The 20,378-nt window shown below is 73.4% G+C and carries 21 protein-coding genes and 1 pseudogene; 11 read left to right on the top strand and 11 right to left on the bottom strand.

Annotated features, from left to right (window positions below):
* On the bottom strand, window positions 1–627 hold the full coding sequence (locus tag GA0070611_RS06330) for a DUF998 domain-containing protein (RefSeq protein WP_091658975.1): 627 nt from the start codon (window positions 625–627) through the stop codon (window positions 1–3).
* A gap of 134 nt (window positions 628–761) precedes the next feature.
* Between GA0070611_RS06330 and GA0070611_RS06325 the strand changes: the two genes are divergently transcribed.
* From GA0070611_RS06325 to GA0070611_RS06315, 3 genes are all read left to right on the top strand, one after another.
* The gene (locus GA0070611_RS06325; protein WP_091658971.1) at window positions 762–2,048 is read left to right on the top strand and encodes a sensor histidine kinase; all 1,287 of its coding nucleotides are present in this window, start codon (window positions 762–764) and stop codon (window positions 2,046–2,048) included.
* Window positions 2,036–2,704, top strand: coding sequence for a response regulator transcription factor (locus GA0070611_RS06320; protein ID WP_091658966.1), 669 nt, complete (start codon window positions 2,036–2,038; stop codon window positions 2,702–2,704). The genes GA0070611_RS06325 and GA0070611_RS06320 overlap by 13 nt, the downstream gene beginning before the upstream one ends.
* Before the next feature lie 73 nt (window positions 2,705–2,777).
* Window positions 2,778–3,266, top strand: a complete 489-nt coding sequence (locus GA0070611_RS06315) for a hypothetical protein (protein WP_157740218.1) — start codon at window positions 2,778–2,780, stop codon at window positions 3,264–3,266.
* A 4-nt stretch (window positions 3,267–3,270) separates the two neighbouring features.
* Here the strand turns inward: GA0070611_RS06315 and GA0070611_RS06310 are convergent, their stop codons facing one another.
* Complete coding sequence (locus tag GA0070611_RS06310; protein ID WP_091672565.1) at window positions 3,271–3,693, bottom strand: acyl-CoA thioesterase; 423 nt, start codon at window positions 3,691–3,693, stop codon at window positions 3,271–3,273.
* Window positions 3,694–3,795: 102 nt separating this feature from the next.
* Here GA0070611_RS06310 and GA0070611_RS06305 point away from each other — a divergent pair, with 102 nt between their 5' ends.
* From GA0070611_RS06305 to GA0070611_RS06295, 3 genes are all read left to right on the top strand, one after another.
* Window positions 3,796–4,275 (top strand): hypothetical protein, encoded by a 480-nt coding sequence (locus tag GA0070611_RS06305; RefSeq protein WP_231921346.1) that lies wholly within the window; start codon window positions 3,796–3,798, stop codon window positions 4,273–4,275.
* A gap of 215 nt (window positions 4,276–4,490) precedes the next feature.
* Window positions 4,491–4,925, top strand: coding sequence for a hypothetical protein (locus GA0070611_RS06300; RefSeq protein WP_091658961.1), 435 nt, complete (start codon window positions 4,491–4,493; stop codon window positions 4,923–4,925).
* A gap of 69 nt (window positions 4,926–4,994) precedes the next feature.
* Complete coding sequence (locus GA0070611_RS06295) at window positions 4,995–5,741, top strand: N-acetyltransferase (RefSeq protein ID WP_091658958.1); 747 nt, start codon at window positions 4,995–4,997, stop codon at window positions 5,739–5,741.
* 99 nt (window positions 5,742–5,840) lie between these two features.
* Here the strand turns inward: GA0070611_RS06295 and GA0070611_RS06290 are convergent, their stop codons facing one another.
* Together GA0070611_RS06290 and GA0070611_RS06285 are read right to left on the bottom strand one after the other, a co-directional pair.
* Window positions 5,841–6,575: an HAD family hydrolase gene (locus tag GA0070611_RS06290; RefSeq protein WP_091658955.1), complete on the bottom strand. Its 735-nt coding sequence runs from the start codon at window positions 6,573–6,575 to the stop codon at window positions 5,841–5,843.
* Window positions 6,576–6,661: 86 nt separating this feature from the next.
* Window positions 6,662–6,973: an NIPSNAP family protein gene (locus GA0070611_RS06285; RefSeq protein WP_091658952.1), complete on the bottom strand. Its 312-nt coding sequence runs from the start codon at window positions 6,971–6,973 to the stop codon at window positions 6,662–6,664.
* 68 nt (window positions 6,974–7,041) lie between these two features.
* On the opposite strand from GA0070611_RS06285, the gene GA0070611_RS06280 reads away from it, so the two are divergent.
* The gene (locus GA0070611_RS06280; RefSeq protein ID WP_091658949.1) at window positions 7,042–7,374 is read left to right on the top strand and encodes a putative quinol monooxygenase; all 333 of its coding nucleotides are present in this window, start codon (window positions 7,042–7,044) and stop codon (window positions 7,372–7,374) included.
* A gap of 30 nt (window positions 7,375–7,404) precedes the next feature.
* On the opposite strand, the gene GA0070611_RS06275 is transcribed toward GA0070611_RS06280, so the two are convergent.
* Both GA0070611_RS06275 and GA0070611_RS06270 read right to left on the bottom strand, forming a co-directional pair.
* On the bottom strand, window positions 7,405–8,169 hold the full coding sequence (locus GA0070611_RS06275; protein WP_091658945.1) for an SIR2 family NAD-dependent protein deacylase: 765 nt from the start codon (window positions 8,167–8,169) through the stop codon (window positions 7,405–7,407).
* Between the two features lie 179 nt (window positions 8,170–8,348).
* Complete coding sequence (locus tag GA0070611_RS06270; protein WP_157740217.1) at window positions 8,349–10,034, bottom strand: hypothetical protein; 1,686 nt, start codon at window positions 10,032–10,034, stop codon at window positions 8,349–8,351.
* Between the two features lie 255 nt (window positions 10,035–10,289).
* Here GA0070611_RS06270 and GA0070611_RS06265 point away from each other — a divergent pair, with 255 nt between their 5' ends.
* Entirely contained in the window at window positions 10,290–10,862 is a 573-nt protein-coding gene (locus tag GA0070611_RS06265; protein ID WP_091658939.1) for a GNAT family N-acetyltransferase, read from the top strand.
* A 40-nt stretch (window positions 10,863–10,902) separates the two neighbouring features.
* Here the strand turns inward: GA0070611_RS06265 and GA0070611_RS06260 are convergent, their stop codons facing one another.
* Window positions 10,903–11,637 (bottom strand): hypothetical protein, encoded by a 735-nt coding sequence (locus GA0070611_RS06260; RefSeq protein ID WP_091658936.1) that lies wholly within the window; start codon window positions 11,635–11,637, stop codon window positions 10,903–10,905.
* A gap of 135 nt (window positions 11,638–11,772) precedes the next feature.
* Window positions 11,773–12,210: a hypothetical protein gene (locus tag GA0070611_RS06255; protein ID WP_091658933.1), complete on the bottom strand. Its 438-nt coding sequence runs from the start codon at window positions 12,208–12,210 to the stop codon at window positions 11,773–11,775.
* Between the two features lie 89 nt (window positions 12,211–12,299).
* On the opposite strand from GA0070611_RS06255, the gene GA0070611_RS06250 reads away from it, so the two are divergent.
* Window positions 12,300–12,839, top strand: coding sequence for an NUDIX hydrolase (locus GA0070611_RS06250; RefSeq protein ID WP_091658930.1), 540 nt, complete (start codon window positions 12,300–12,302; stop codon window positions 12,837–12,839).
* 601 nt (window positions 12,840–13,440) lie between these two features.
* Window positions 13,441–14,775, top strand: a complete 1,335-nt coding sequence (locus GA0070611_RS06235) for a GNAT family N-acetyltransferase (RefSeq protein WP_231921345.1) — start codon at window positions 13,441–13,443, stop codon at window positions 14,773–14,775.
* Between the two features lie 854 nt (window positions 14,776–15,629).
* On the opposite strand, the gene GA0070611_RS06230 is transcribed toward GA0070611_RS06235, so the two are convergent.
* A complete protein-coding gene (locus GA0070611_RS06230) occupies window positions 15,630–16,379 on the bottom strand; it encodes a DinB family protein (RefSeq protein WP_091658920.1) in 750 nt (249 codons plus the stop codon).
* A gap of 949 nt (window positions 16,380–17,328) precedes the next feature.
* Here GA0070611_RS06230 and GA0070611_RS31700 point away from each other — a divergent pair.
* Window positions 17,329–17,460 (top strand): annotated as a pseudogene (locus GA0070611_RS31700) (site-specific integrase); the annotation flags it as partial.
* Window positions 17,461–17,862: 402 nt separating this feature from the next.
* Here GA0070611_RS31700 and GA0070611_RS06225 read toward each other — a convergent pair.
* On the bottom strand, window positions 17,863–19,086 hold the full coding sequence (locus GA0070611_RS06225) for a multidrug effflux MFS transporter (protein WP_091672559.1): 1,224 nt from the start codon (window positions 19,084–19,086) through the stop codon (window positions 17,863–17,865).
* A gap of 135 nt (window positions 19,087–19,221) precedes the next feature.
* Window positions 19,222–20,055, bottom strand: a complete 834-nt coding sequence (locus GA0070611_RS06220) for a S1 family peptidase (RefSeq protein WP_091658913.1) — start codon at window positions 20,053–20,055, stop codon at window positions 19,222–19,224.
* Window positions 20,056–20,378 lie beyond the last annotated feature (323 nt).

Below are 20,378 nucleotides of genomic sequence, written 5' to 3'. Positions count from 1 at the left end.
TCAGGATAGGGCCCGCCACGGTCGCGTCCAGGCGACCGCCACCGCCCACAGCAGCAGCGGCAGCACCGCCACCCGTTCCAGGCCGCCCACCCCGAGGCCCGGGTCGGCCTGCGCCCAGAAGAGCACGACGCCGGTCACGCCGGTCAGCCCTGCCGCCAGGCTCACCGGCCGCAGCGGGCGCAGGGCCGCCGACCGGCGGGCCAGCGCCGCCGCGAGCAGGCCGGCATTGCCGGGTACGAAGATGAGCAGCGCCGCCAGGAAGTGCCGGTTCTCGTCCACGTCCGCCGGGTACGCCCCGGCCAGCACGTAGCCGAGCGCGGCGGCGAGCACGCACACCTTGACGACGGTCGCGCGGCCCAGCGCCGACCAGGTGAGCGCGACACCGAGCGCGAGCAGGACGCCGGTGGCGACGAAGGCGACGTTCATCGCCTCGTGCCACGGCGAGCACACCGGGCGGGGTCGGGTGGTGTCCCAGATGCCGCAGGTGACGTTGCCGAGGTCGCTGATGTTGTGGGTGGCCCAGCTGAACGGAGGCCGGCGCCAGGCCAGCCCGACGATCAGGTTCGCGGTCAGGAACAGCGGTGCGGCGAGCAGCCAGCAGCCCGCGCCGATCCGGTCGAGTCGCATGCGGTCCAGTCCAGCCGTCCGACCGGCCCCGGCGCACGGGGCGTGGCCGGCCGGATCGAGGTAGTGCTGGGTATACCCGGGCGCTCGGTCCAGCCGGCTGGGCCGCGCCGCAGCGGCTGACTAGCGTCCTTCGCATGACCTCCGACCGGCCGATCCACCTGGCGCAGGCGCTGCACGGGCGCCGCTTCCTGCTCTCCGCGTGGCCGTGGCGGGCCCTCGCGTACGCCGCCAGCAGCGTGCCCGTGCTCGCCGCCCCGGCGGTCGGGGTGGCGGTGGTCGCCGCCCCACTGCTGGCGGTGGTGAGCGCGGTGCGGCAGGACCGGCCGGTGCCGCTGCCCGTCGTCGGGTTCCTCACCGTCGTCGCGGTGGCGCTGCTGGCGCTCGCGCCGCTGCTGACCGTTCCGCTGGCGGCGGTGGAGCGGTGGCGGTTGCGCCTCGTCGACCCCCGCCCCCTCCCCCCGCCTCCCAACACTGGGCTGGCCGCCCGCTGGGCCGACGCGGCCGGGTGGCGGGAGGTGGCGTACGCGGGCTGGTTGGGCGCGGTGGTGCCGGCGGCGTACACGCTGTTCGCCCTGCTGGTGCTCCTCGACGCCGCGCTGCTCGCCGGCCCGTGGCTCGCCGGGCACGCCGACCCGATCACCCTCGGCCCGACCACCGTCGACACGCCCGGCGAGGCGGTCCCGTACGCGATCGTGGCAGTGCTGCTGCTGCCGGCGCTGGGCTACCTCGGCGGGGCGCTGGTCGCCGGACAGGCGGCGGTGGCGCGGTGGCTGCTCGGCGGGTCGGCGGACACCGCGCTGCGGGAGGTGACCCGGTCCCGCGCCCGGCTGGTGAGCGGGTACGAGGCCGAGCGGCGGCGCATCGAGCGGGACCTGCACGACGGTGTGCAGCCCCGGCTGACCAGCCTCACCGTGCAGTTGGGCCTGGCCCGCCTCGACGTGCCCGACGAGTCGCCGGCCGCCGGGCCGCTCGCGGTGGCGCACGGGCAGGCCAAGGAGCTGATGGTGCTGCTGCGGCAGGTCGTGCAGGGCATCCGACCGCCGCAACTGACCGACCTGGGCCTGGCCGGCGCGGTCCGCGACCTCGCGTCCGGGGCCGGGCTCCCGGTGACCGTCCGGGCGGACCTGGCCTGGCCGGTGCCGGAGCTGACCGAGACCACCGCCTGGTTCGTCGTGTCCGAGGCGCTGGCGAACGTGACCCGGCACGCCGGGGCGAGCCGGGCCGAGGTGCGCCTCGCCGAGACCGGGCGGACCCTGGTGGTCGAGGTCCGCGACGACGGCCGGGGCGGCGCCGACCCGGCCCGGGGCAGCGGCCTGACCGGTCTCGCCGACCGGGTGGCCGCCGTGGGCGGACGGCTGCTGCTGGCCAGCCCGGCCGGCGGCCCTACCCTCGTGCGGGTGGAGCTGCCGTGCCGTCGCTGACCCGGGTCGTGCTCGCCGAGGACGAGGTCCTGCTGCGCGAAGGACTGGCCGCCCTGCTGACCCGGTTCGGCTTCGCCGTCCTGGCCGCGGTCGGCACCGCGCCCGACCTGGTCGACGCGGTCCGCGCCCACCGGCCGCAACTGGTGGTCACCGACATCCGGATGCCCCCGCACGGCCGCGACGACGGTGTGCGCGCCGCCGTGACGCTGCGCGGCGAACAACCGGACCTCGCGGTCGTGGTGCTCAGCCAGCACGTGCAGGCGGCATACGCGGCCGCGCTGCTCGACAGCGGCGACGGCCGCCGGGTGGGCTACCTGCTCAAGGACCGGGTCGCCGACGTCACCGAGTTCGCCGACACCCTGCGCCGGGTGGTGGCCGGCGGCACCGCCGTCGACCCGGACGTCGTGCGGCACCTGCTGCGCCGCCCCCGCGACCCGCTCGGCGGGCTCTCGCCCCGGGAACGGGAGGTCCTCGCGCTGCTCGCCGAAGGCCACTCCAACGCGGCCATCGCCGGCCAGCTGCACGTCACCGAGGCCGCGGTCGGCAAGCACGTGGGCAACATCCTCACCAAGCTGGACCTGCCGCCCAGCGACGACACCAACCGCCGGGTCCTGGCCGTCCTCACCTACCTCGGCGCGCGGGCCGCAACGGGGTAGCGGCGACGACGATCATCGGCCACACTCTCCCCCGACCGACCGCGTGCGGGCGGCCTGACCACGGGGAGCCACCATGGAGCTGTCACATCCGGAGCTGTCACAGCCGACGCCGTCCGCCCGGCGTCCGGGCTGGATGTGGGCCGGCGCCGCCGCCGGGCTCGGGCTCGCCCTCACCATGTTCCTGAACCACAACGGAGGCGTCCGGACGCCGGCCGCGGCGGTCCCGCCGCCCACCGAGACCTTCGTGGTCAGTGGCGCGGTGGTGCTCGGCGACGCCGCGTCCTTCACCCGCGACGACCACGGCGGCTGCACCGGCACCGGCACGCACGCCGACGTCACCGCCGGCGCACCGGTGCTCATCATGACCGGCGGTGGCGGGTTCGCCGGCGGGAAGCTGACCGACGCCCGCGCCCTCACCAACGGCAGCTGCCGGTTCGGGTTCACCGTGGCGGGGGTGCCGGCCCGGCAGGACAGCTACGCGCTGACCGTCGCCGACGGGGAGCCCCGCCCGTACGTCGAGCAGGAGCTGCGGAGCGCGCTGCTGGCGCTGCGCCTCGACTGAACCGTCACAGGTTCAGCGGTCCCGGGTCCGTGGCCAGCTGCTGGAACCGGGCCCGGGGATCGGTGACCAGCCGTCGGGCGGTCAGGTCGAGGATCCCGCCGACGCCGGTCACGGTGGCGACCGCGCTGCCGTCCGGGCGGGTGAACTCCTGCACGATCTCGAACGTCTTGCCCGCACCCCAGTGGTACTCGCAGGTCACGTCGACCTCGTCGCCGCCGCGCAGCTCCCGGTGGAACTTCAGGGTCACCTCCAGCGCGACCGGGCCCACCCCGCCGGCCAGCAGCCGGTCCTGCGAGATGCCGGCGGCGCGCAGGCACTCCCACCGGGCGTGCTCGGCGTATTGCAGGTAGACGGCCTGGTTGAGGTGGCCCTGGGTGTCCAGCTCGTAGCCACGGACGGTGACGCGTACCCGGAACGGATCTGCCATGTCGGCGAGCGTAACCAGGTCGGCCGACGCCACGGGGCCCCACCGTGCGGTGATCACCTGGTAGGTTCCGCGACCGGACACAGAGGTGACGGGGGAGAAACTGTGCGCACGATTCGGCTCGTCCTGGGCGGCACGGCGCTGCTGGCCGCGATGCTGGTCGCCGGCTGCGACGACGGCAACGACACGGCGAACACCGCCGGCACGCCGGCCGCCGCTGCGGCCACGCCGCAGGCGACCTCGACGGCCACGGCGGGCGCCACAGGGCTGCCGGCCGACGCCAAGGAGACCTGCACCAAACTGGACGCGGACATCAAGGCCGCGCTGGGCCGGGTGGCGAAGGCGACGAAGATCGGCCCGCCGGCCGGGCACTCCGCGGTCAGCGCCCAGTACTCCGCCGGGGCGGCCGGCATGTACGTGCACACCTTCACCTCCAGCGACGCGGTCAACAACGCGGCGAAGCAGGTGGCGACCGCCATGACGCAGCTGGCGGACGCCTGGGCGAAGAACCCGAAGCAGAAGCCGAGCACGGCCGAGCTGGACGCGGCGGTCACCCAGGTGCACACGGTCTGCCGGGCCGGCTGACCATGTCGTACGGCGGGCGGGGCGACGGGGCCCGCCCGCGACCGGGGCGACGGGTCGGACGGCGGCGCACATGACGTGCGGCGTCCCGGCCCGGGCCTCCTGGGGTTGCTGCATCAGCAGCAGGGCCGAGCCGCGGACGCGAACCTGGTAGGTTGCCCGACCGTACACAAAGGTGACGGGGGACAACGACTGTGCGGAAGATTCGACTCGTTCTGGTGGGCGCGGCCGTCCTCGGCGCGCTGCTCGTGGCCGGCTGCGACGACGGGGACGCAGGGACCGACACGGCCGCCGGCACCACAGCCGCCACGCCGCAGGCCACCGGCACCGACGCCGGCACGGGCCTGCCCGCCGACGCCAAGAGGGCGTGCACCAAGCTCGACGCCACCGTCAAGACCACGCAGCAGGAGGCGGCCACCGCAGCGAGGGTCGGCGGTGACGCCGCGGTCGGCGGCAAGTACCTGGTCGGCTCGGCGCGCGTGTACGAGTACGTGGGCACCTCCAGCGACGCGCTCAACGAGGCCGCGAAGCAGCTCGGGAACGCCATGTCGGAGCTGGCGCAGGCGTACACGGCCAATGACGGGCAGAAGCCGAACACGGCGAACCTCGACGCGGCCGTCGCCAAGGTGCAGGCGGTCTGCGCGGCCGGCTGACCCGCAACGCGGGCCGGGCCGGGCGAATATGACGTGCGCCGGCCCGGCCGGCCCTTCTAGGGTGCCGGCGTGACCCTCGAGATCGTGAGCCTGGCCGAGCGCCCGGACCTCGCCCCGCTGCTGACCAACGCCGACTTCGACGGCGCCTGGCCGGCCTTCATGACCAAGGACATGATGGCCCCGGTCTACTACTGGGTCGCCGACGACCTCTACCCGGACCTGGTCTTCGCCGCCATCGACCCGGCCGAGCCGGGTCGGGCCGTGGCGCGCGGCTACGCGGTGCCGGTGCACTGGCCGGAGCCGGAGCTGCCCGACACCGGCTGGGAGCGGATGATCCAGCGCGCCACCCTCGACCGGCACACCGGCAACCCGCCGACCATGGCGTCGGCGCTGGAGATCTGCATCCGGCCGGACCGGCGCGGCGACGGGGTGTCCGCGCTGATGCTCGCCGCGATGCGCGCGGCGGTCGCGAAGCGCGGCTTCGACACCCTCGTCGCGCCGGTACGCCCCAGCGGCAAGCACACCCAGCCGGACCTGCCCACCGGCGAGTACGCGGCGCAGCTGCGCGCCGACGGCCTGCCCGTCGATCCGTGGCTGCGGGTGCACGTACGGGCCGGCGGACGCATCGAGAAGGTCGCGCCCCGGTCGATGACGATCACCGGCACGCTGGCCGACTGGCGTACCTGGACCGGGTTGCCCTTCGACACCAGCCGACCGGTGCACGTACCGGGCGCGCTGGTGCCGGTGCTGGTGGACGTGGCGCACGACTACGCCGTCTACGTGGAGCCGAACGTGTGGGTGCGGCACCGGCTCTGAGCCGGCGTCAGCCGCCCGGCCGGGCAGGCGACGCCGCCGGCAGCGCCGTCCCGTCAGCCGCCCGGCCCGGCGGAAGACGCCGCCGGCACCGGCAACCCGTCAGCCGGCCGGCCCGGCGGGCGCGGCCGTCAGCACCGCCGCCACGACGCTGTCGGCGTCCACCAGCGACGGCAGCACCAGCGCGGCGCCGGCCGCCGTCAGCTCGGCCGGCGAGTAGTGGCCGGTTGCCACGGCGACCACGTCCGCCCCGGCGGAGCGCGCCGCGGCGACGTCCAGCGGGGTGTCCCCGACCAGCACGGTCCGGAACCGATCCGCCGCCACCTGGTAGCGCCGGGTGAAGGCGCGCCGGGCCACGTCGACCAGGTCGGCGCGGTCCTCGTGGTGGTCACCGAAGGCCGCCACGGCCAGGTCCATGCTGTCGGCGAGCTCCACGGCGTGCAGCTTCGCCGTCCCGATGGCCGCCAGGTTGCCGGTCAGCACCGACTGCACCACCGTCGGCTGCCCGGCCAGGGTGCGCAGAGCCCGTCGCGCGCCGGGCAGCAGGTGGCCGTCGAAGCTCGAGTGTGCGGTCCGCTCCGGCGCGGCCCGGGCGGCGACCGCCGTACAGAAGGCGTCCAGGTGCTCCGGGGACCGGTCGTGCAGGCGCAGCACGTCCGCGCAGATGGCCCGGTCGGTGCGGCCGGCCCGGGGTACGGCGGCGGTCACCTCGGCGCCGAACAACTCGCGGTACGTGGCGCAGATCAGTCCCCAGCCGAAGCGGCCCGGGTCCACCAGGGTGCCGTCGATGTCCCACAGCACCAGCCGGTCCGGCGGGTTCGCGCGCTGCCGCGTCATGTGGTGGTGTCCTTCCGGGCCGTCGGAGTCGACAGCAGGCAGCGTAGCCGCGTCGCGGCCCGACGGCCGCTCCCCCGGCGCGGGGATCAGTCAGTCGGCAGCAGCGGGCGCATGAACGTGCGCTCGTAGCGCAGGACGCAGCCCGACTCGTCGCGGATGCGGTCCGCCGCGACGAACTCCGGATCGGTGCCGAAACGGGCACGGTAGCGCTCGTACGCCGCCAGGCTCTCGAAGCTGAACAGCGCCTCGGCCCGGTCGCTGGCGCCCTCGGCCGGCAGGAAGTAGCCGTGGTGCACGCCGCCGTGCGCGGCCACCAGCCGCATCCACGCCCGGGCGAAGCGCTCGAACGCCTCGATCTGCGCCGGATCGATGGTGTAGTGCACCACGCACGTGATCATGACGTCACCCTACGGGCCCGTCGCGTGCCGCGCTGCCGACCGGCCCCGACCTGGGTAGCCTGGGGCGCATGATCTTCATTACCGCCAAGTTCCGGGTGCTGCCGGAGCACGCCGACCGGTGGCCGCAGATCGCCGCCGAGTTCACCGAGGCCACCCGGGCCGAGCCGGGGTGCCTGTGGTTCGACTGGTCCCGCAGCCTCGACGACCCGACCGAGTATGTCCTGGTCGAGGCGTTCCGCGACGACGAGGCCGGCGGGGCGCACGTGCAGTCGGCGCACTTCCGGCAGGCGCAGCAGACCCTGCCGCCGCACCTGGCCGAGACGCCCCGGATCGTGAACGCCTCCGTGCCGCAGCAGGACTGGTCGCTGCTGGGCGAGATGGCGGTCCCCGAGAACCGCTGACCGCACCCGCCCCCGGCCGGGTGGTGCGGGTCAGTCGGGCCAGGCGGCCCCGACGACGGCGGGCAGCACCTCGGCGGCGGGTCCGCGCAGGTTCAGCGTGGCGACCGGGTCCAGCGGGGTCGGTCCCGGGTTGACCTGCACCACCGCCGCGCCGGCCCGGGCCGCCGTCCGGGGGATCTCCGCCGCCGGATACACCAGCGCCGAGGTGCCGACCGTCAGCAGCACGTCGCAGTCGGCGGCGGCCGTCGCGGCGGTGTCGAGCGCCGCCTGCGGCAGCGCCTCACCGAACCAGACCACGCCCGGCCGCACCGGGGCGCAGCAGCGTACGCAGCGCGGTGGCGGCAGCCGCCGGCCGCCGGCCGGCTCGTCGGCGTCCGCCCCCGCCGGGGCCGGGTGGGCGCAGGCGCAGCAGCGGGGCGCGAACAGGCTGCCGTGCAGGTGCACCGGGTCCGGGGAGCCGGCCCGCTCGTGCAGGTCGTCGACGTTCTGCGTGACGACCAGCGGCTGCGGGACGTGCGCCTCGATCGCGGCCACGGCCAGGTGCCCGGCGTTCGGTCGGGCCCGCCGCACGGCGCTGCGCCGCCACTCGTACCACCCCCACACCAGGTCGGGATCCGCGGCGAAGGCCTGCGGGGTGGCGAGCGACTGCGGGTCGTAGCGGTGCCACAGGCCGGTCAGGGCGTCCCGGAAGGTGGGCACGCCGCTCTCGGCCGACATGCCGGCCCCGGTGAACACCACGACCCGGCGCGCCCGCGCCAGCAGCGCCGCGGCCGCCTCCACCGCCCCGTGCTCCATCGCCCGCCTCCCGCGTCGGATCACCCGCGTGCGTCCGGCTGGTGCGCAGCCGTCCCGGCGGGTGTCGAGCCGACCCTACCGGCGGGCCGGGCCACGCGACGCCGTCCGGTGCGGTGCGCACCGGACGGCGTCGGTCTGCCGGCGGCCGGCGCTCCCCTGCCGGGGAGCGCCGGGCCGGTTCAGGAGATGGGCGCGTGGTATCCGTCCAGGGTCACCCAGGAACCCCAGCCGCCGCTGCCCAGGGATCGGGCGTGCAGGTCCGCGTCGTTGCCGCGGGCGCCGACGAACAACGTCGCGCCGTACGGGATGGCCAGCGGAGTCGAGTCGAGGGTCACCCCCGACGGCCGACCCGCCGTCCGCCAGGTGGTCGCGTCGTCGTTCCAGCCACTGTCGTCGAGGAACCGGTACACCAGGTCCCCCGCGGCGGTGCGCCCGAAGACGTACAGCACGTCACCGGTCGACCGCACCGCGGTCAGGTTCCCCGACACCGCGCCACCCAGGGCCTTGTCGGTGTCCCAACTCGGCGCGCCGTCGGTGTACGCGTGGTAGCGGACCGCACCGCTGCTCGTCGCCGCGAACACCAGCAGCGTGTTCCCGCGAGCCGCCGCGGCCGGCGTACCCGACACCAATCCCGGCAACACGAACCAGTCCGTCCAGGTGGACACCGCCGGATTGAACATCCGTACCCAGAGCCGGCTGTCCGAGCCCCGCGCCACCACGTACAGCCGGTTCTTGAACACGGTCGCCACCGGGTCCGACAGGATCGACACATCCTTGTTCGGCTGGTCCAGCGACCGCCACACGCCGTCGGAGTTCCACCCGGTGTCGCCCAGGAACCGGTAGCTCACCTTGCCGCCGGACCGGGCCACCACCCACAACCGGCTGTCCACCACGGCGGTCGCCGGCGCGCCGTCGATGCGGCCCGGAAGCTCCTTCCAGCCGTCGTCCCAGCCGTTCGGCGTCAGCGACCGGTACTTCACCAGGTCGTCCGTGCCCCGCGCGAAGATCGTCATGTTGCCGCCGAACGGCACCACCGACGGCTTCGACGCGATCGGGCTCAGCACGTCCCGCACCGGCAGCCAGCCCGTGTCCGGGTCGTACACGTGGTGCAGCATGCCCTTCGGGCCACCCAGCGCGACCACGTGGAACAGGCCGTTGAGCGCCATCCCGGCGTTGCTGACCGCCGTCACCGGCTCGGCGGGCGGGGCGGGCGGGGTCGGCGCCTTGGTCCACCAGCTCGTGCGCTGGTACGCGCCGTCCCAACTGAAACTGATGTGGATGTGGTCGGTGTGCGCGCTTTCTCCGGTGTAGTCCTGCCAGCCCCAGTCGGAGTGGTACGACCGCCACCACTGTCGGTTCCAGATCACGTACATCACGCCCAACCGGCGGGCGTTGGCGTGCTTGTTGCCGTACCTGTCGGTGGCCAGCAGCCAGTCCAGGAAGTCCTTGGCTCTGGCCCGGTCGTCGATGTCGTTGTAGTCGAAGTGGTAGTCGAGCGCCCGGCCCTCCTTGTGCTCGCTGGGGCCGCCGATAGAACAGTCCCGGCCGATCCCGGAATTGTGCTTGCCGTACTCGGCGGTGAGCATGTCGCGGACCGCGACCGGACCGGGCTTCGCGCTCTGATCGCAGGTGTCCTGCCCGTCGTAGGCGGCATACGGGTCGATGCTCGCGCCGAAGTCCGGGTTCGGCAACGCCGCGCCGGCCGGCGCGGGCACCGCGGCCAGGCCGACCACGGCGACCAGGGCGGTGGCCGCCGCGAGCCGGACCCGCCATCGTGGACGGCGCGGCCGCACCGACTGCTGCGCGACGGCAGCATCGAGTCCGGCCCTCCGCAGGACGTGCCACCAGTGTCGTTTCGCCTTCATGGGCCCCCGTTCACACGACCTGCACGGCACACAGGTCCACTCGAACCGACAATCGTCGGCCTGAGAAGATCCCATGCCACCGACGCCGGCGGGAACAGGACGAGCGGGCGGACGTTTGGCGGACATCGTGCGACCGCACGAACCGCGACCGGGCCCGCGGGTGCGGCGCGGTGCCCGACCGAAGAAAACCCGTTGTGTACGGGGGCCCCGCGGTGTCTGGTGGAACGGCCACCACGCCCGGAGGGAAACCCGACCGTGCCACTGCCCACCCCCACGCTGAACACCGCCCGGCTGCGCCTGCGCCCCTTCGACGACACGGACGCCGACGACCTCTTCGCCCTGCACAGCGACGCCTTCGTGCTGCGCTACTGGGACTCGGCACCGTGGACCGAACGCGCCCGCGCCGAGCAGTTCCTCGCGACCTGCCGTCAGTTGGCGGCGGACGGCACCGGGGTCCGGCTGGCCGTGCAGCGCGCCGACGACCAGGCCTTCCTCGGCTGGTGCACGCTGGTGCGGTGGAACCCGGAGTACCGCAGCGCCTCGCTCGGCTACTGCTTCCGCGAGGCGGCGTGGGGCCACGGCTACGCGACGGAAGCCGCCGGCGCGCTGCTGCGCTGGGCGTTCGAGACCCTGGACCTCAACCGGGTCCAGGCCGAGGCCGACACCCGTAACGGGGCGTCCGCCCGGGTGCTGGAGAAGCTCGGGTTCGTCCGCGAAGGCACGCTGCGCGAGGACTGCGTGGTCGACGGCGACGTCTCCGACTCGTGGGTCTACGGACTGCTCCGGCGGGAGTGGCAGCCACAGACCGGAACGACCGCCACGCACTGAGTCGCCGGCCGCTACGGCACCGAGGGCTGGTCCGGGACGGTCAGTCCTCGACGAGGTCGGTGAAGCGTTCGCCACGGCGGAGGCGGTCGACGAGGTCGAGCACGGCGCGGTCGCCGCCGCGCGCCGCGGTCCACCGGAACACCCGGCAGGCGGCCCTGGCGTACACCTGCTCGTCGGCGGTGGCGGCGGCGAGCCACTGCGGGTGGGTGCGCGGCAGCGGGCCCGGCGCGGAGTCGCGGCAACGGTCGCCGGCGGTGGACGGCAGCAGATACCGCGCGTCCCCCGCGACCAGCACCGCCAGCCCTTCGTCGAACCACTGGGGGACCTGCTCCCGCCGGGAGCCCAGCCGTTCGTGGAACTCGACGTGCGACAACTCGTGCGCGGCGATCACCGGGTCGATGCCGCGCGGCGAGAGCAGCACCGCGCGGTCGAGGATCGCGATCCCGCGTTCCCCGCCGCCACCGATGCGTCGGTAGCAACCCGCGGTCACGCAGGCCAGCACCACCGGCTTGCTACGGCGTCCCCCGTAGAAGCCGTCGACCCGCCGCACCGCCTCCTGGTACGTCTCGACGAGCCGCTGCCGGTCGGCAGTCGACAGCCCACGTTCGGCGTAGAGGCCGTCCCGCACCGGCTCCAGCCCGTAGCAGCGGGGGCAGGTGGCGGCCGCGACCGACGGATACGCCAGGGCCGCCACGGCACCCGCCGCGAGCACCACCACGACCAGGGCCGCCGCCCACCACAGCCGGCGTCGCGTCCGACGCGATCGCGCCTCCATCCGCACTCCTCTCGGGAGCGTCGTCCGGTCCGGAGCACCGCCATGCCCCTGCCTGGCTGCTCAGTCCCCGTTGGTCACGAGGAGCAATGGCGCCCTGGCCGGCCGATGCCGTGCACCGTCCGCGGTCACCCTGGTTCAGAGCTCGACCAGGGCCAGCGTCCACTGACCGTGAGCGTCTTCCCAGAGGGTGACGACCTCGCCGACCGGGACCGAGTTGTACTCGTGCCGCTCATCTTCCTCGTAGTAGTCGCCGTCCTCCTCGATCGCCGCGACGATGCGCAGGGCATCCTCGCGGGTGCCGTCGGTGGCTGCCCGGATGCGGGAGACCCGCCACAGGACACCACTGAGGTCACGGCCGACGAGCTCACGACCGGGCACGAGATTCTTGTCGTCGTCATCGATCTCGAAGAGCGTGCCCGGACCGTCGACCAGCAGCGTGTCGGTGTCGCCGATCATCAGGCTCTCGTCGACGACCTGTTGCTCGCCGCGCAGTACCGCCGGATCGAGCCAGGCCGGCCGCCGGTCGAGTCCGACCTCGCTGATGAAGTTTCCCCACGCGTAGAGCGCATACATGCGCGGCATGCTACAGCGCGGCCGGGTCCCTGCTTGTCCGAGCGGAACACCGTGGCGCGTCGGCGGGCGGCTCTCGTACGCTCACCGGCATGTCCGCGTCCGGACCGTACCGGCGCCGGTCGGCCCGGGTGCTGCTGCTCGACCGGGCCGGGCGGATCCTGCTGCTGCGTTTCCGCTTCACGCCGGCCGACCCCGAGCCCCGGTACGGCTGGGTCACCCCCGGCGGCGGCGTCCGGGACGGCGAGCCGTTGGCGCACGCCGCGGCCCGGGAGCTGCACGAGGAGATCGGCCTGACGGTGACCCCGGCACAACTGGGTCGGCCGGTCGCGCACACCGCCGGCTACGCCGACCTGGGGTGGGCCCGTGGGGTGTTCCGGGACGACTTCTTCCACCTGCGGGTCGACGGCCACGAGGTCGACACCGGCCGGATGGAGGCCCTGGAACGCGACCACCACGCCGGGCACCGCTGGTGGTCGCTCGACGAGCTGGCCGCCGCCGTGGAGGTCGTCTACCCGTTCGGGTTGGGCCCGCTGCTCGCGGACCTGCGGGCCGGCCGCCGCCCGCCGCGGCCGGTCCGGCTGCCCTGGCAGCACGACCCGGCGAACGGCTCGTCAACGCCACCGGCCTGATCAGTCCCGCCGGACGGCAACACCCGTCGGCTACCACTTCGCCGGCCGCCGCATCACCGTCCGACGCGACCGCGGCCTCATGCGAATCACCACCGACGGCATCCTCCTGCGGAGCCTGCCCCACCCCCTCAGCACCGCTGAGATTGCCGGCATCCGCGACGCCCGCCCCGCCGGAGCACCACCCACCCCAGCATCCGAACCGGTGCGGGTCGAACGCCGCGTCCACTGCCGAGGACCCTGGTCATCGCAGGCCGACGCATCCACGTCGGTACCATCCACGCCGGCCGAACACTCACCATCGAAGCCGCCGACACCACCTTCCGCGTTCACACGGCGGCCAACTCCTCACCGAAGTCCCCCGTACCACCGGCAAGGACATCACCCGCTTCAAGGTCCGCACGCCCGAACCGCCACGAGCTGCGCAAAGATGAGGCCGTGGACAAGCAACCCGTCTTCGCCGACCCCTGGTGGGACCTACGCGGAGACGACCCCGCCGAACGGCAACAGCGCCAAGCCCTGCACACGAACTTCTCGAACAGCACCTACGTGCTGGAGCGGGCGTCGGGGGCGAGGGATCTGGCACCGGGCTCGGGCTTGGGCTGTGTTGACCTGCCGCGGGCCCAGCCGTAATTCGCTTTACCTGGCCACGGGTAACGCTGCACTGTGGCGCGACGCCACGAGTCGTGGCCGGTATCCCGAGGAGACGGCGGCAGCAATGGAGATTCGTCCTACGACCGACCAGGACCTCGACGTCTTCGTCGACACACTCCATGCCGCGTTCGGGCGCTTCCCCGAAACCCCGACCGATGGCCGCGGGGTGTGGTGGTCGGCTCTCGAGATGGACCGCAACCTGCTCGCCATGACGGCGGACGGGCGGCCCGTCGGCACCGCCGGTGCGTACTCTTTCGAGCTCACCCTGCCCGGTGAGATGCTCGTCCCGGCCGCCGGGGTGAGCTTCGTCGGCGTACTGCCCTCGCACCGACGCCAGGGCGTGCTCAGCGCGATGATGCGGCATCAGCTCACCGAACTCCGGGCCCGAGGGGAGTTCCTCTCCGCGCTGCTGTCCACCGAGGCACCAATCTATGGCAGGTTCGGCTACGGACCGGCGACCTACACGCAGCGGCTGACGGTGCAGCGCCACCAGGCCGCCTTCGCCCCGCCCCGGGCGTGCGGAACGGCCGACGCCCCGGCCGCCGGCTCGGTCGAGGTGCTGCGTCGTGCCGAGTGCGGCGAGATCCTGGAAGAAATCTATGACCGGTACCGCCGCGCACAGCCCGGCGCGCTGTCGCGGCCGCGCCGCTGGTGGTCGCTGGGCGCAGGTCAGCCCCCAGTCGCTGCGGCACCGCGCTACGTCGCCGTCCACCGTGACGACGATGGCTGCCCGGACGGGTACGCCAGCTACTCGCTCGGCGAGCCCGGCACCTTGACGGTCGACGAGACCATCGCTACCGACGACGCAGTCTTCACGGCCCTGGCCCGATTCGTGCTCGGACACGACCTGGTCACTCAGGTCGTGTTCAAGCACGTCCCGCCCGAGCACCCGCTGCGCTGGCAGCTTGCAGACTTCCGCGCCGGCCAGGTGAGCGACCACACTGACTGGCTCTGGGTGCGGCTGCTGGACGTTCCGCGTGCGCTGACCGCGCGCAGCTGGTTCACCGACGGCGAGCTCGTCCTCGACGTCGACGACCCGTTCCTCGGCGAGCACGGCCGCTACCTGCTGACCGTCCGGGACAGCAAGGCCGACTGCGTCCCGACGGACCGGGAGCCCGACCTGTCCCTGGACGTGAGCGACCTGGGCTCGATCTACCTCGGCGGCACCGCCCCGAGCACGCTCGTGCGTGCCGGACACATCCGGTCCCACCGCCCAAGCGCGGCGACCCTCGCTGACGCTCTCTTCCGCGCCGAGCGCTCCCCGCACTGCCTGCACTGGTTTTGACCGCGCGCTCGCCGGCTTCATACCCTGCCGAGTCCGCTTTTGAGGAGTTGCCTACGGAGCGGCTACACCCTGCTCCTTGGGTAAAGGACGAAGGCGACAACTAATCGCCTTGCGCTGCTGTCATCCCGTCTGCCATCGGCCCGCCCTCCCGGGGAGCGGGCCGCGGCCCAGCCCGCCACGTCAAGCGGACCTTGACACAGGTTCGGACGCTGGCGGGCCGGGCGGTGGTCTGCTCGGCTCGCCCGGGTCGATGGCAGACGGGATGGCCTACCGCCACCACCCACGGACCGCGACCCGCCGGCGGAGCCCCGGCCGTCCCGGAGCCGGAGCGCCCCCGCCGGAGGCGCCCTAACCGCAACCCCGCGGCCACCGCCAGCTCGCCGAAACGGCCGGCGTCCGCTCCCCTACGCCGCGCGGGCTCGTGGCCGCGCGGCCCGGCCGGCTGCCAGCCCATCACCCACCGGTCAGCGCCTCTGTCGTTCTGCGGCGGCCCACCGGACTTCCCGCTCTCCGCGCCAGCCGCCGGGCATCAGGGGTGACGGCCGCAGAGCGACAGCGGCAACGGCCGGCGCGCGCCCAGGTGGCGGCGTGTGCGGCCCGTTGCGCAACCGGCAGCGCTGCGGCTGCCGCCGCGCACCCTGCCGCGCCCGCAGCAACGCCGGAACCTGCCCGCACGGACAGGCCACATCGTGCTTCGCCTGCCGCGACACCGCCGATCCGCAGCTGGGCCAGCCAATGTCTGTCACGCAACCACCGCGACGTGTCACACCTGCCACATCAACACCACCGGCGAATTCTGCGTTTGGCCTGTCAAACGAGTACGCGGACGGCGTAGCAGTGGACCTCCCGGAGCATCACGCATACTCCTGTTCCAGGATGGCCAGGTCGCGGTCGGCGAACTGCACGTGCGCCCACTGGTCGCTGAAGATGACTTGCAGGCACTTGACCGCCGTACGTTCGGCGGGCGGCGGGCAGCCGATCGCGGTGTTCGGCCCCCGCACACGGTCCAGCTCCTCCTGCGTGACCTGCGCCAGATATGCGCGCAGATCGGCGATCCGCTCGGCGCGCACGGCGAGGATTTCGCCGAGGGTGGGCGCGGCCGACTCGTCGATGCCGAACTCGGTGCCGTTGGTGATGAACGATGCGGGTACGCCGATCGGATGGAACGGGTTCGGGCGAAGGGCCGCCGCGTGGCCATACCAGGCGTCCACGACGAAGATCGTGTGGCGCAGGGTTTGGGCGAGCGACCATTCGTCGTTCACTGATCTGTGGACGGCTTCCTCTGGCAGCACGCTTGCGCGTCGCAGCGTCGCTTGCCACAGCTCCTCGATGACATCCACCGCATCGCGCATCGTCTCGGGTGTGGTTGGCTGCAGTCGAAGCCGTTCGGGGTGCAGGCGATCCAGCTCGGCCTCGATCAATGGCATGATCTCCACGCCGTTGACGCGCAGGCCGTCGATCGCCCCGTCGATGTCGGCGTCCAACAGCAGCACGCCACGCATCCGGGCGCCGCTGAGATCCACCTCGCGGAAGGTTGCGCTGGCCATTGACAGGTCGATGAACTCCGCACCCTCGTAGTCGGGCTGCTGCACGAATCGCGTCATCGGCACATCGTAGGGGCCCGGTACGACAGGACCAGCAAATCAAGATCCCAGCATTGGGCTGCCTGGAGGTTTCCGGACAGGGTTTCCATTCGGGACCATTGACCGGGAGCGGAGGAGATAGTAGTGGCACGAGTGAAGAGGAGAAATACCGGCCAACGATCTAGGGTCACACCGGTCGTACATGGCCGGTCTTCGTTGGGGCGTCGCCGCGTACAGGCGGTCCCGGTCCAGCGGGAAGAGCTACCTGCACCGGCCGTAAATGACCGGTCTCCGTTGTGGCGGCAGCGGGCCTAGGGCGTCACGGGGAATAGTTGGAGTTGTACCGGTCATGCGCGACCGGTCTCCGTTCGGTGCCGGCCGAGGCCTGGTGGTCCGCCGCAGCAGCCGACGAGCAGTGCGAGCATCGGTACAACCAGGGCGGCCATCTTCCTCATGCGGCCGAAGCATGCCAGCTGTTGCCCAGCCGGCCACCACCGAGCCTACCCAGCACCGAGCGCTACCTGACTGTCGCCAGGGCCGGTGTGCCTGACAAGAGAGCGCGCCGCGTTCGATGAGCTGGGGGCGCCCAGCACGTCGGCCAGGCGCCGCCGGCGTGGAAGCAGCTGCCGCGGCTGGCGCTCGGCGTGCACATCTCAGCGCTGTGACCTGGGACGGGCGGCGCTGGTCGCCGGGGCCGGCGCCGCGGGACAGCCGGGTCAGCTGCCGGTGCTGGCGACGGTGGCCGGATCGGGTCGGCGAGGTTGCCCCGCGAGTCGGGGTGACGCGGCAGAGCCTCCACGCGCGGCTGCCGCTATGACGAGGCTCGTCTGGCCGGGTTACAGGACCGATCGCACCGGCCGGAATCGTGCCCCATCGGGCGGTAGACCGGTTCGGTGAAATTCTCGGCGGAGCACTGCAATCCTCTCCGAAAAGATTCTTGGCGTACGGAAAGGTTCGGTGAGAACCGACAGTCCACCCCAGAGTCGCCATGCAGGTGCTGAGGCACGCCCGCTTCTCCGCAACGATGGGGGTCTACACGCAGGTCACTTCGACGAAGACGAGAGACGCACTCAAGCGCCTCGGGGACTCACTGAGCCGCTGACGAGAACTGCTGTACAAGCTGCTGTACGACAGCAGAAAGGCCACCTCCCGGAGCCGGGAAGCGGCCTTTGACCTGCGTGGGCGATAGTGGGATCGAACCCGTGACCTCTTCAGTGTGAACGAAGCCGAACGTCTCGCCGTGCAGGCTCGGCATGGCGGCGAAGAATTCCTCGCCGGTGCGCCCGTTCCACTGCCGCGCGGGCGGGGTCCGCAGCAGCGCCCACAGGTGCGGCTGCTCCCCGGCCGGCCCCGGCCGACGTAGTCGCGTTCGGCGCGATCGCCGTCGTGGACCCGCACGTCGTGGCGGGCGGCGAGGGTGCTCTTGCCCGCGCCGGTGCCGTCGCCGAGCCACCGCACGTGGGTGAGGCGGCTCGCCAGCCCGGCGCGGGGCGCGGTCACCGGCTCAGTGTGCGGCGACGACGGCCGGGTCGGCCGACAGCTCGGCCAGGCGGGCCGGTCGCACGCCCACCAGCAGCACGGTCACGGCGGCGAGCATGCCGCCGGCCACCACCGAGGCCATCGCCAGCGCGCCGGTGCCGAGGACCCCGACCAGGGGCGCGGCCAGCGCGCCGACGCCGAACTGCACCGCGCCGAGCAGTGCCGCGGCGGTGCCGGCCGCTTCGCCGTGCCGTGACAGCGCCAGGGCGGGCGCGTTGGGCAGGGCGAGCCCGGCGGCGGCGAGGACCACCCACAGCGACGCCAGGACGGCGGGCAGGCCGCCGATGTTGGTGGCGGCGAAGCCGAGCAGCACCAGCCCGGCCAGCGAACCGATGGTGAGCGCGACGACCAGGATCCGCTGCGGGGTGTAGCGGCGCAGCAGCCGCACGTTCCACTGGGTGGCGCCGATCAGGCCGACCGCGCCGGCCCCGAAGGCCACCCCGAATTCCTGCTCGTCCAGCCCGTACTGCTGCTGGAAGACGAACGACGAGCCGGCCACGTACGCGAAGAGCGCCGCCATGGCCAGGCCGGTGACCAGGACGAGCCCGACGAAGGTCCGGTCGCGCAGCAGGGCCCGGTAGTCGCGGACGGTGGCGCCGACGCCGCCGCGGCGGCGTCGGGCGGGCGGCAGCGTCTCGGCGAGGCCGAACGCGGCGACGGTGGCCAGCAGGACGCCGAAGACAGCGAGGGCGGCGAACACGCCCCGCCAGTCCGACCAGCGCAGCAGGCCGCTGCCGAGGGTGGGCGCGAGGATCGGGGCGGCCCCCATCACCAGCATCAGCCGGGAGAAGAGCCGGGCGAAGGCGGCGCCGCTGAACAGGTCCCGCACGACCGCGGTGGCCACCACCGAGGCGGCGGCCACGCCGAGGCCCTGCAGCACCCGCAGCACGCCGACCGTGGTGACGTTCGGCGCGACGACACAGAGCACGGAGGCGACGACGTGCAGCGCGATCCCGGCCAGCAGCGGCGCCCGGCGACCGACGGCGTCGGAGAGCGGACCGATCAGCAGTTGGCCCAGGGCCAGGCCGGCGAGGGTGCCGGTCAGGGTGAGCTGCACGGCCGCGGAGGTGGTGTGCAGGTCGGTGGTGATGGCCGGCAGGGCCGGCAGGTACATGTCGATGGTCAGCGGCCCGATCGCGATCAGCGAGCCGAGCACGAGGACCAGCCGCGCCCGTTGCCGGGCGCCCATCAGGTCGCCGGGGGTGTCGGTCGGTGCGGCGACGGCGGTCACGGTGGGGGTTTTCGCAGGGCTCACACCTGGCAGCAAATCACCCGCCGCCGACATGATTCCCGATCGCGGGAAAGGTGCCCCGGGTCACAGGACTCACGGGATGCTCACGCCGTACGCGGCGAGGACCTCCGTGATCGGCTGGAAGTAGCTGGTGCCGCCGCTCGTGCAGGTGCCGCTGCCGCCGGAGAGGATGCCGAGCACGGTGCCGGTCGACGGCACGTAGAGCGGGCCGCCGCTGTCGCCGGCCTCGGCGCAGATGTTGGTGCGGATCAGCCCGGACACGCTGCCCTCGGCGTAGTTGACGGTCGCGTTGAGGGCGGTGACCGAGCCGCAGCGCACGCCGGTGGTGGCGCCGCTGCGGCACACGTACTGCCCGATCACCGCGTTCCCGGCGCCCTGGATGGTGAGCAGTCCGGGGTGGGTGTAGACGGCGCTGGGGTGGGTGACGGTGCCGGTGTAGCGGATCAGGCCGTAGTCGTTGCCGGGGAAGCTGCTGCCGGCGCGGGTGCCGAGCACGGTGGTCGACGCGCTGTCGGCGTACCAGGTGCCGGCGCGGGTGGCGCAGTGCCCCGAGGTGACGAAGTACCAGGTGGTGCCGCTGCGGACGGTGGCCCCGAGCGAGCAGCGGGTGCCGCCGCCGTAGATGGCCTGCCCGCCGGCGATCAGGGTGCGCAGCCGGCCGGGTTCCCGGCGCAGCAGCGCGCCCGTCCGGGCGGCGGTGACCCGCAGCGCCGCCAGGTCGGCCCCGGTCACGCTGTCGTCGACGGTCAGCGTGTGCCGGCCGGCGGCCGGGTCGTATCCCCAGGCGGTGCCGGGGGTGTGCACCGCGGCGAGGGAGGTGGCCGGGGCGGGCCGGGCCTGCGCGGCGGCCGGGTCGGCGGCGAGCAGTGCGACCAGGATGAGCGCGAGGAGCGACGGACGGCGCATGGAGCCTCCTTTATCGCCAGGTGTCGATATACTCAGGATCCGCTCGCCGCGCCGGGCACTCAACCCCCGACCGCCGACCGGGACGGGACACGGCGCGCGGCACTGGTCGACGAGCACGGCTACCGGCAGCGGAGTCCTGGAAGTTTCGGCTGCCCGCCCGGGTACGAATCGGCCGCCGGGCATCCGCCACCGCGAGCCATATCACCTGTTCGAAGCGGCAGCGCGGTACCGTCTGGTCGCTGACACCGGCCCGGCCACCCGGTGGTGCGGCATCGGCACGAGCAGTGACCGACGTTTAATTTTTCGGAACGGTTCCGGTAGTC

The organism is Micromonospora auratinigra (genome assembly GCF_900089595.1).
In the GTDB taxonomy this organism is placed as follows: Bacteria; Actinomycetota; Actinomycetes; order Mycobacteriales; family Micromonosporaceae; genus Micromonospora; species Micromonospora auratinigra.
The sequence above is the reverse complement of the archived record's forward strand: the minus strand, read 5'-3'. Positions and strand labels throughout refer to the sequence as shown.

Coding starts and splice junctions, on each gene's coding strand:
- GA0070611_RS06330 (WP_091658975.1), bottom strand. CDS start 627: ATGCGACTCGACCGGATCGGCGCGGGCTGCTGGCTGCTCGCCGCACCG.
- GA0070611_RS06325 (WP_091658971.1), top strand. CDS start 762: ATGACCTCCGACCGGCCGATCCACCTGGCGCAGGCGCTGCACGGGCGC.
- GA0070611_RS06315 (WP_157740218.1), top strand. CDS start 2,778: ATGGAGCTGTCACATCCGGAGCTGTCACAGCCGACGCCGTCCGCCCGG.
- GA0070611_RS06310 (WP_091672565.1), bottom strand. CDS start 3,693: ATGGCAGATCCGTTCCGGGTACGCGTCACCGTCCGTGGCTACGAGCTG.
- GA0070611_RS06290 (WP_091658955.1), bottom strand. CDS start 6,575: ATGACGCGGCAGCGCGCGAACCCGCCGGACCGGCTGGTGCTGTGGGAC.
- GA0070611_RS06285 (WP_091658952.1), bottom strand. CDS start 6,973: ATGATCACGTGCGTGGTGCACTACACCATCGATCCGGCGCAGATCGAG.
- GA0070611_RS06280 (WP_091658949.1), top strand. CDS start 7,042: ATGATCTTCATTACCGCCAAGTTCCGGGTGCTGCCGGAGCACGCCGAC.
- GA0070611_RS06275 (WP_091658945.1), bottom strand. CDS start 8,169: ATGGAGCACGGGGCGGTGGAGGCGGCCGCGGCGCTGCTGGCGCGGGCG.
- GA0070611_RS06270 (WP_157740217.1), bottom strand. CDS start 10,034: ATGAAGGCGAAACGACACTGGTGGCACGTCCTGCGGAGGGCCGGACTC.
- GA0070611_RS06260 (WP_091658936.1), bottom strand. CDS start 11,637: ATGGAGGCGCGATCGCGTCGGACGCGACGCCGGCTGTGGTGGGCGGCG.
- GA0070611_RS06255 (WP_091658933.1), bottom strand. CDS start 12,210: ATGTATGCGCTCTACGCGTGGGGAAACTTCATCAGCGAGGTCGGACTC.
- GA0070611_RS06250 (WP_091658930.1), top strand. CDS start 12,300: ATGTCCGCGTCCGGACCGTACCGGCGCCGGTCGGCCCGGGTGCTGCTG.
- GA0070611_RS06230 (WP_091658920.1), bottom strand. CDS start 16,379: ATGACGCGATTCGTGCAGCAGCCCGACTACGAGGGTGCGGAGTTCATC.
- GA0070611_RS06225 (WP_091672559.1), bottom strand. CDS start 19,086: ATGGGCGCCCGGCAACGGGCGCGGCTGGTCCTCGTGCTCGGCTCGCTG.
- GA0070611_RS06220 (WP_091658913.1), bottom strand. CDS start 20,055: ATGCGCCGTCCGTCGCTCCTCGCGCTCATCCTGGTCGCACTGCTCGCC.